The 7,515-nt window shown below is 73.5% G+C and carries 8 protein-coding genes; 3 read left to right on the forward strand and 5 right to left on the reverse strand.

The genetic code is table 11. The features are described 5' to 3' along the window. On the forward strand, positions 1-1,181 hold a 1,181-nt coding region (locus HII36_RS51625; RefSeq protein ID WP_173530753.1), incomplete at its 5' end, for an esterase-like activity of phytase family protein. Here the strand turns inward: HII36_RS51625 and HII36_RS51630 are convergent. From HII36_RS51630 to ureA, 3 genes are read right to left on the reverse strand one after another with little or no spacing between them, the layout of a single operon-like run. Further along, entirely contained in the window at positions 1,172-2,179 is a 1,008-nt protein-coding gene (locus tag HII36_RS51630) for an agmatine deiminase family protein (protein WP_236005013.1), read from the reverse strand. The genes HII36_RS51625 and HII36_RS51630 overlap by 10 nt on opposite strands. 11 nt (positions 2,180-2,190) lie before the next feature. Continuing rightward, positions 2,191-3,837, reverse strand: a complete 1,647-nt coding sequence (locus HII36_RS51635) for an urease subunit alpha (protein ID WP_236005015.1) — start codon at positions 3,835-3,837, stop codon at positions 2,191-2,193. After that, entirely contained in the window at positions 3,834-4,511 is a 678-nt protein-coding gene (gene ureA / locus HII36_RS51640; protein WP_173530754.1) for an urease subunit gamma, read from the reverse strand. Before ureA ends, HII36_RS51635 begins: the two co-directional genes overlap by 4 nt. Before the next feature lie 106 nt (positions 4,512-4,617). Here ureA and HII36_RS51645 point away from each other — a divergent pair, with 106 nt between their 5' ends. Continuing rightward, positions 4,618-5,214 carry a TetR/AcrR family transcriptional regulator gene (locus HII36_RS51645; RefSeq protein WP_173530755.1) on the forward strand — a complete coding sequence of 199 codons (597 nt, stop codon included), beginning with the start codon at positions 4,618-4,620 and terminating at the stop codon, positions 5,212-5,214. On the opposite strand, the gene HII36_RS51650 is transcribed toward HII36_RS51645, so the two are convergent. Further along, positions 5,114-5,872 carry an SDR family oxidoreductase gene (locus tag HII36_RS51650; protein ID WP_173530756.1) on the reverse strand — a complete coding sequence of 253 codons (759 nt, stop codon included), beginning with the start codon at positions 5,870-5,872 and terminating at the stop codon, positions 5,114-5,116. The two genes, HII36_RS51645 and HII36_RS51650, sit on opposite strands and share 101 nt — an antisense overlap. A gap of 173 nt (positions 5,873-6,045) precedes the next feature. Between HII36_RS51650 and sigJ the strand changes: the two genes are divergently transcribed. Further along, positions 6,046-6,978 carry an RNA polymerase sigma factor SigJ gene (gene sigJ / locus HII36_RS51655; protein ID WP_173530757.1) on the forward strand — a complete coding sequence of 311 codons (933 nt, stop codon included), beginning with the start codon at positions 6,046-6,048 and terminating at the stop codon, positions 6,976-6,978. Here the strand turns inward: sigJ and HII36_RS51660 are convergent. Continuing rightward, a partial coding sequence (locus HII36_RS51660; RefSeq protein ID WP_173530758.1) for a lysophospholipid acyltransferase family protein occupies positions 6,953-7,515 on the reverse strand: 563 nt, incomplete at its 5' end. The genes sigJ and HII36_RS51660 overlap by 26 nt on opposite strands.

Below are 7,515 nucleotides of genomic sequence, written 5' to 3' on the forward strand. Positions count from 1 at the left end.
CCGCCGCCTCCACCACCACCGCCGCCGACCCGGGAGCGGCGGGACACGGGCGGGGCGAGTACGGCAGGGCCACGCTGACCGGCTTCGCCGCGCTGCCCGCGCTGACGTACGTGCCGGGCAGCGAGCCGTCGGGCAGGCAGCTCGGCACCGCCCCGGTCAACGGCGTCACCCCGCCCTTCCCCGGCCAGCCGGTGCAGGGCTTCAGCGGCATCGCGCGCCGCCACGACGGCTCCTTCGACGTGCTGTCGGACAACGGCTTCGGCGCCAAGGACAACAGCGCGGACTTCCTGCTGCGCGTCCACCGGATCAGGCCCGACTTCCGCGGCCGCACGGTGCGCGTGCTCGGCGGCATGGACCTGTCGGACCCGCGCGGGCTGGTGCCGTTCCCGCTGACGCGGCCCGACAGGAAGCTGACCGGCGCGGACTTCGACGTCGAGTCGATCGTGCGCGGCCTGGACGGCACGTACTGGATCGGCGACGAGTTCGGCCCGTTCCTGCTGCACTTCGACCAGCGGGGCCGCCTGCTCGACGCCCCGGTCGAGCTGCCGGGCGTCAAGGCGCCGGAGAACCCGTACCTGGGCGGCGCACAGCCGAACCTGGGCCGCAGCAAGGGCTTCGAGGGCATGGCCAGGTCGGTGGACGGCCGCCGGCTCTACCCGCTGCTGGAGGGCACGGTCTCCGGCGACCCGGCGGGCACGCTCCGCATGCACGAGTTCGACCTGCGCAAGCGCGCCTACACCGAGCGGCGCTGGACGTACCGGCTGGACGACCCCTCGCACGCCATCGGCGACGCGATCGCGGTGGACCGGCACCGCTTCCTCGTCATCGAGCGCGACAACCTGCAGGGCGACGCGGCCAAGGCGAAGAAGGTGTACCTGGCCGACACCCGAGACATGGACGGCGACGGCGCCCTGGACAAGACGCTGGTCGCCGACCTGCTCGACCTGGCCGACCCGCACGGCCTCGGCGCCCCAGCCGGTGCCCCGTCCGGCGGCACGTTCCGCTTCCCGTTCCAGACGATCGAGGACGTGATCATCCTGGACGACCGCACCCTCGGCATCCTGGACGACAACAACTTCCCGTTCTCCTCCGGCCGCACCCCGGGCAGGCCGGACGACAACGAGTTCATCACCGTCCGGCTCACCCGCGGCCTGAACGCCGACCCGCGCGTCTACCTGTAGTCGGGCTGCTGCTGGGTGATGCAGTGGACGCCGCCGCCGAGCGCGAAGATGTCCCTGGCGTCGACCGACTCGATCGCGCGCCCGGGGAACAGCCCGGCGAACAGCTCGGCGGTCTCGGCGTCGCGCGGGTCGTCGAAGGCGGGCATCAGCACCAGGCCGTTGGCCAGGTAGTGGTTGATGTAGGAGTAGTCGACGAGCGCGCCGTCCGGGGTCTCCAGCACGGTGGGCGCGGGCACCTCGACCACCTCCAGCGGCCGGCCCCGCGCGTCGGTGGCGGCACGCAGGACGGCCAGGTTCTCCCTGGTCACCTCGTGGTCGGGGTGCGCCGGGTCGGGCTGGACGTGGCAGAGCACCAGCCCGGGCCGGACGAACGAGGCCAGCAGGTCCACGTGCCCGTTGGTGCCGTAGCCGCCGTAGTCGGCGGTCAGCCCGCGCGGCAGCCAGATCACCTTCGTCACGCCGAGCAGCGCGCGCAGCTCGGCCTCGGCCCGCTCCCTGGTCCAGCCGGGGTTGCGGGCGGGGTCGAGCTGCACGGTCTCGGTGACGATGACGGTGCCCTCGCCGTCCACGTGGATGCCGCCGCCCTCGCCCACCATGGACGTGCGGCGCCCCGGCACCCCGGCCCGCTCCAGGACGGACGCGGCGACCAGGTCGTCCTTGTCGTGCGGGGCCCAGCCCCAGCCGTTGAACGTCCAGTCGACGCCCATGAGCCGCCCGTCGCCGACCACGAAGGTGGGGCCGTTGTCGCGCAGCCAGCAGTCGTCCAGCGGCTGCTCGACCACCTCGACGCGGGGGTCGAGCCACTTGGCCGCCGAGTCGCGCTCGGACGGGTCGACCAGCATGGTGACCGGCTCGTACCCGACGATCGTGTTGGCCGTCGCCGACCACGCCCGGTACGACGGCTCCGGCGTGTTGAGCGCGTAGCCGACGGGCCAGGACATCCAGGTACGGCGGTGCGGGTGCCACTCCGGCGGCATGAACAGCGGCGGCGTGATCAAGGGGGTGCTCCTCAGAGGAAATAGAGACGGTTGAGCGAGACGGTCTGCGCCGGTTCGGAGTGGACCAGGTCGCCGTCCAGGCTGACGCGGCCGTGCGGGTCGACGTCCACGCGGCCGAGCCTGGCGTTGCGCACCAGGGAGGCGGGGCCGATGCCGCGGGTGCCGCGCACGCCGACGCGCCGCCTGCGGGTGGGCATGCGGTCGCCGTCGGCGGCGGCCTGGGAGACGAACGCGACCGACAGGTCGGCGGCGGTCGCGCCGTGCGCGCCGAACTGCGGGCCGAGCACGAGCGGCTCGCAGGTGTCGGTGGAGCCGTTCGGGTCACCGGTCACGCCGTAGGCGGGGAAGCCGGCCTTGAGCACGAGCTGCGGCTTGGCGCCGAACCAGGCCGGCTGCCAGAGCACGATGTCGGCCAGTTTGCCCGGCTCCAGCGTGCCGACCTCGTGCGACAGGCCGTGCGCGATGGCCGGGTTGACGGTGAGCTTGGCCAGGTAGCGCAGCACCCGCTCGTTGTCGTGCCGCTCGGGCGCGCCCAGCTCGGCCTTCATCTTCCCGGCCATGGCGAACGTGCGCCGCACGGTCTCCCCCGCGCGGCCCATGCCCTGCGCGTCGGAGGAGGTGATGCCGATGACGCCCAGGTCGTGCAGGACGTCCTCGGCGCCCATGGTGCCGGCCCTGATGCGGTCGCGGGCCAGCGCGGCGTCGCCGGGCAGCTCGGGCTTGAGCCCGTGCACCGAGACGATCATGCCGTGGTGCTCGGCGACCGCGTCTCGGCCGAACGGCAGCGTGGGGTTGGTGGACGAGCCGATCACGTTCGTGACGCCGGCCAGCTTGAGCACGTTCGGCACGTGGCCGCCGCCGCAGCCCTCGATGTGGAAGGCGTGGATGGTGCGGCCGGCCAGCACGGCCAGGGTGTCCTCGACCGACAGGCACTCGTTGAGCCCGTCGGTGTGCAGGGCCACCTGCACGTCGTACTCCTCGGCCACGGTCAGCGCGGTGTCCAGCGCGCGCGTGTGCGCGCCCATGTCCTCGTGCACCTTGAAGCCGCACGCGCCGCCCTCGACCAGCGCCTCCACCAGCGGCGCCGGGTGGGACGACGAGCCGCGGGCGAGGAAGCCGATGTTGACCGGCCAGGCGTCGAAGGCGTTGAACGCGTGCCGCAGCGCCCACGGCGAGTTCACCCCGACGCCCCACACCGGGCCGAACTCCTGGCCGATGATCGTGGTGACGCCGGAGGCCAGCGACGCCTCCATGATGCGCGGGGACAGCAGGTGCACGTGCGTGTCGATGGCCCCGGCGGTGGCGATCAGCCCCTCGCCGGAGACGATCGTGGTGCCGGTGCCGACCACGACGTCCACGCCGTCGAGGGTGTCGGGGTTGCCGGCCCGGCCGATGGCGTGGATGCGGCCCTCGCGCACGCCGATCGAGGCGCTGCGCACGCCCAGAACCGGGTCGATGATCAGCACGTTGCTGATCACCAGGTCGCAGGTCTCCGCGATGGAGGCGGCCTTGAGATGCAGCCCGTCGCGGGCGGTCTTGCCGAACCCGGCCAGGAACTCCTCGCCGGGCAGCTGCGAGTCGTGCTCGACCTCGACGGTCAGCCCGGAGTCCCCGAGCCTGACGCGGTCGCCTTCGCGGTAGCCGTACAGGCTCATCATGCCCCCTGGAATCCGCAGGCCCGCGCCCGCTCCATCGCGGTCTCGAACGCGCCCGGCGCGTCCAGCGGACCGTCCACCAGCCCGGCGAAGCCGATCGCGACGCGGGCGCCGCCGATGGCGACCAGCGCGACGGTACGGCGCTCGCCGGGGTCGAACCTGACCGTGGACCCGGCGGGCACGTGCAGGCGGCGGCCGTAGGCGCGGGCCCGGTCGAAGCTGAGCCTGGGGTTGCACTCGAAGAAGTGGAAGTGCGAGGTGACGCTGATCGGCACGGTCGCGGTGTTGGTCACCTCGACCTCGACGGTCTCGACCGGCCGTTCGCGCTGCTCGGCGGGCAGGACCGCGCCGGGGGCCAGGTCGCCGAGCGAGCCGCCGCCGAACGGGTCGGAGATCACCGCGAGCCTGGTGCCGTCGTCGAAGACGGCCTCCACCTGGATCTCCGTCACGACGTCGGGCACGCCGGGCAGCACGTCGGCGGGGCCGAGCACGGCGCGTCCCACCTCGATGGCCTCGGCCAGGCGGGCGCCGGACCTGGCGGCCTCGCAGACGGCGTCGGAGATCAGCGCGGTGGCCTCGGGCACGTTGAGCCTCAGCCCCCTGGCCCGGCGGGAACGTGCCAGTTCGGCGGCGGTGAAGAGCAGCAGCCGGTCCCGTTCCGTGGGTGTGAGTCGCACGCCTTCCTCCCGCTGTGATGACTGAGCGGCTGGAATGCTACTCAAAATTTGAGCACAGCTCTAGACCGGGTTTGAATCCCCTTTCCCTGCCACTACGGTGATGGCCATGGCTCGGGAGTCGAAGATCCCTCTCGCACGGCCCGACATGCGGGCACACGTGCTCAAGGCCGCCCTGCTGGCGATCGAGGAGGTCGGCTTCGACCGGCTGCGGGTCAAGGACATCGCGGACCGGGCCGGCATGAGCACCGGCCACGTGCTCTACTACTTCGGCAGCCGCGACAGGATCCTCGTCTCCACGCTGCTGATGAGCGAGGCCGACCTCGACGAGCGCCGCCGCGCCGAGCTGGCCGGGCTCGACGCGGCCGCCGCCCTCGACCGGCTGGTCGAGCTGTACCTGCCCAAGGGCAGGCACGACGTGCGCTGGCGGCTGTGGGCGCAGGTCATCGCCAGGCCGCCGGACGACGAGGAGACGCTGCTGCGCCTCGACGGCTACTTCCGCGCCTGGGCCGCCGAGCTGGCCGGCGTCGCGCACCGCCTGCGCGGCCTCGACCAGGCGCTCGCCGACGACTTCGGGGCCAGGCACTGCCGCCTGATGGACGGGCTCAGCAGCGACGTGCTGCTCGGCATCCCGGGCCGCGACGCCGCCTGGGCCAAGGAGACGGCGCTCGCGGCGATGCGCAGGGAGCTGTCACCCGGCGCCTGAGGTCAGCCCCCGAAGTGGCCCGCGTGCTCGGCCGCCCACCGGGCGAAGGTGCGCGGCGGGTGGCCTCGGCCAGCGCGCGGATCATCAGGCGCGGCGTGAGCACCTCGGGCCCGGTCAGGTGGTACGACCTGCCGCCGTGCCCGTCCCCGGTCAGCACGGCCGCAGCCACCTCGCCGATGTCCTCCTCGTGGATCGGCGGGCTCTTGCGGTCGCCGAACGGCTCGCGCACCACGCCCCGCGTGCGCAGCGGCCCGGCCCAGTCGGTCAGGAAGTTGGCCATGAACTGGACGGGGTTCAGCATCGTCCACTCCAGGGCGCTCTGCCTGACGGCGGGTTCGAGCACGCCTTCCTGCCAGCCGCCCAGGACCACGGCCTTGCGGACGCCCGCGGCCGCGATCAGGTCCACCAGTTCGCGGCCGTTGGCCAGCGGCCGGTAGTCGCCGCCGAAGGTGATCAGGTGGACCGCGGTGACGCCGTCGACGGCCGGGCGCAGCGTGGCCAGGTCGGTCAGGTCGCCCGCGACGACCTCCACCCCGGCGGGCAGCGCGGCCCTGGCCGGGTCGCGGGTCAGCGCCCGCACCCGCGCGCCGCGGCGCAGCAGGTGCTGGACGACGTGCCGGCCGACGGTGCCGGTGGCGCCGGTGACGAGAACGGTCATGGTCGGGCTCCTCAACCTTCGATGGATGTCGGTGCCCTCCTGGAGTGACGGCGCGGGCCGGAGTGTGACACCGCGCCCCGGCGCTGAGACGCGGGTCACATTCGTCCCCGGCATGTCACACCCGCGCCTGCCGTACGGCTCTTGGGGGCATGATGGCCAGGGAGGAGCCCAAGATGCGCGAGGCCCCGTCGCCGGGCGCGACCGACGTGTTCGCCACTCACCGGGAGCTGCTGTTCTCGATCGTGTACAACATGCTCGGCAGCGTCACCGACACCGAGGACGTGCTGCAGGAGACCTGGCTGTCCTGGGCGGGGAAGGACCCGGCCGAGATCGGCAACCCGAAGGCGTACCTGGTGCGCATCGCGGTGAACCAGGCGCTGGCGCACCAGACGGCGCTGCGCAGGCGGCGCGAGACGTACGTGGGGCCGTGGCTGCCCGAGCCGCTGGTCGCCGGCCCTTCCGGGACGGCGGCGGACGGGGCCGAGGAGGTGCTGCGGGCCGAGTCGGTGTCGCTGGCGCTGCTGGTGGTGCTGGAGACGCTCACCCCGCTGGAACGGGCCGTGTTCATCCTGCACGAGGTGTTCGCCTACTCCCACGTGGAGATCGCCGGGATGCTCGGCCGCACTCCCCCTGCCGTGCGCCAGCTCGCGCATCGGGCCCGTGGTCACGTCCAGGCGCGGCGGCCGCGTCAGCGGGTGGACTCCCACGTCCAGCGGGAGGCGACCGAGCGGTTCGTCGCGGCGGCGTTCGGCGGCGACCTGGACGCGCTGATGGAGCTCCTGGCGCCGGAGGTGACGCTCTGGTCCGACGGCGGCGGCAAGTCCGCGGCGGCCGGGCCGCGCCCGGTCCAGGGCCGCGACAAGGTGGCCAGGCTGCTGGTCTCCCGCGCCCCTGGCGCGCTGCGCGGCCTGGACATCCAGTACCGGGAGGTCAACGGCGACCCGTCGGCGGTGATCTTCATGGCCGACGCGCCGTTCGCGGTCATGGTCGTCGACCTGACGCCGGACGGCGCCCAGGTACGCGACATCTACACCGTGAGCAACCCGGACAAGCTCGCCCACGTGTCCAAGGAGCCGCCCGCTACCAGGGCGGATGCGGCTCCATGACACCGGCCCGCACGCTCGACTCGGCGAGCCTGGCCAGCGCGGCACGCGCCCGCGGCCACGGCCCTGACGGCGCCGAGCGCACCGGGGCCAGGAAGGTCACCTCGACGACCAGCCGGCGCGTGGCGGCCACCCGCAGCAGCGAGGCCGACAGCGAGTCGTCCCCCACGTAGCAGGCGCGGGTGGAGGTCACGCCGTCCTCCTGGTAGCGCAGCGTGGCCGGGTGCACGGCCGCGCCCGCGTCGATCGCGGCCTGGAACACCGCGGGCCGGAACTCGCCCATCCCGCGTCCGCACCAGGTGGTGCCCTCGGGGAAGGCGATCACCGTGTCGCCGGCCCGGAGCGCGGCGGCGACGGTGGCCACCGCCTCGGGCAGCGCGCGCAGCCTGGCCCGGTCGATGAAGATCGCGCCGGCGCCTGCGGCCAGCGTGCGCACCAGCGGCCAGCGGCCGATCTCGCGCTTGGCCAGCGGCCGCGACGGCACGGCTGCCGCCAGGACCAGCGGGTCGAGCCAGGAGATGTGGTTCGCCACCACCAGCC

It is taken from the genome of Nonomuraea antri (assembly GCF_013283785.1).
Lineage (GTDB): Bacteria > Actinomycetota > Actinomycetes > Streptosporangiales > Streptosporangiaceae > Nonomuraea > Nonomuraea antri.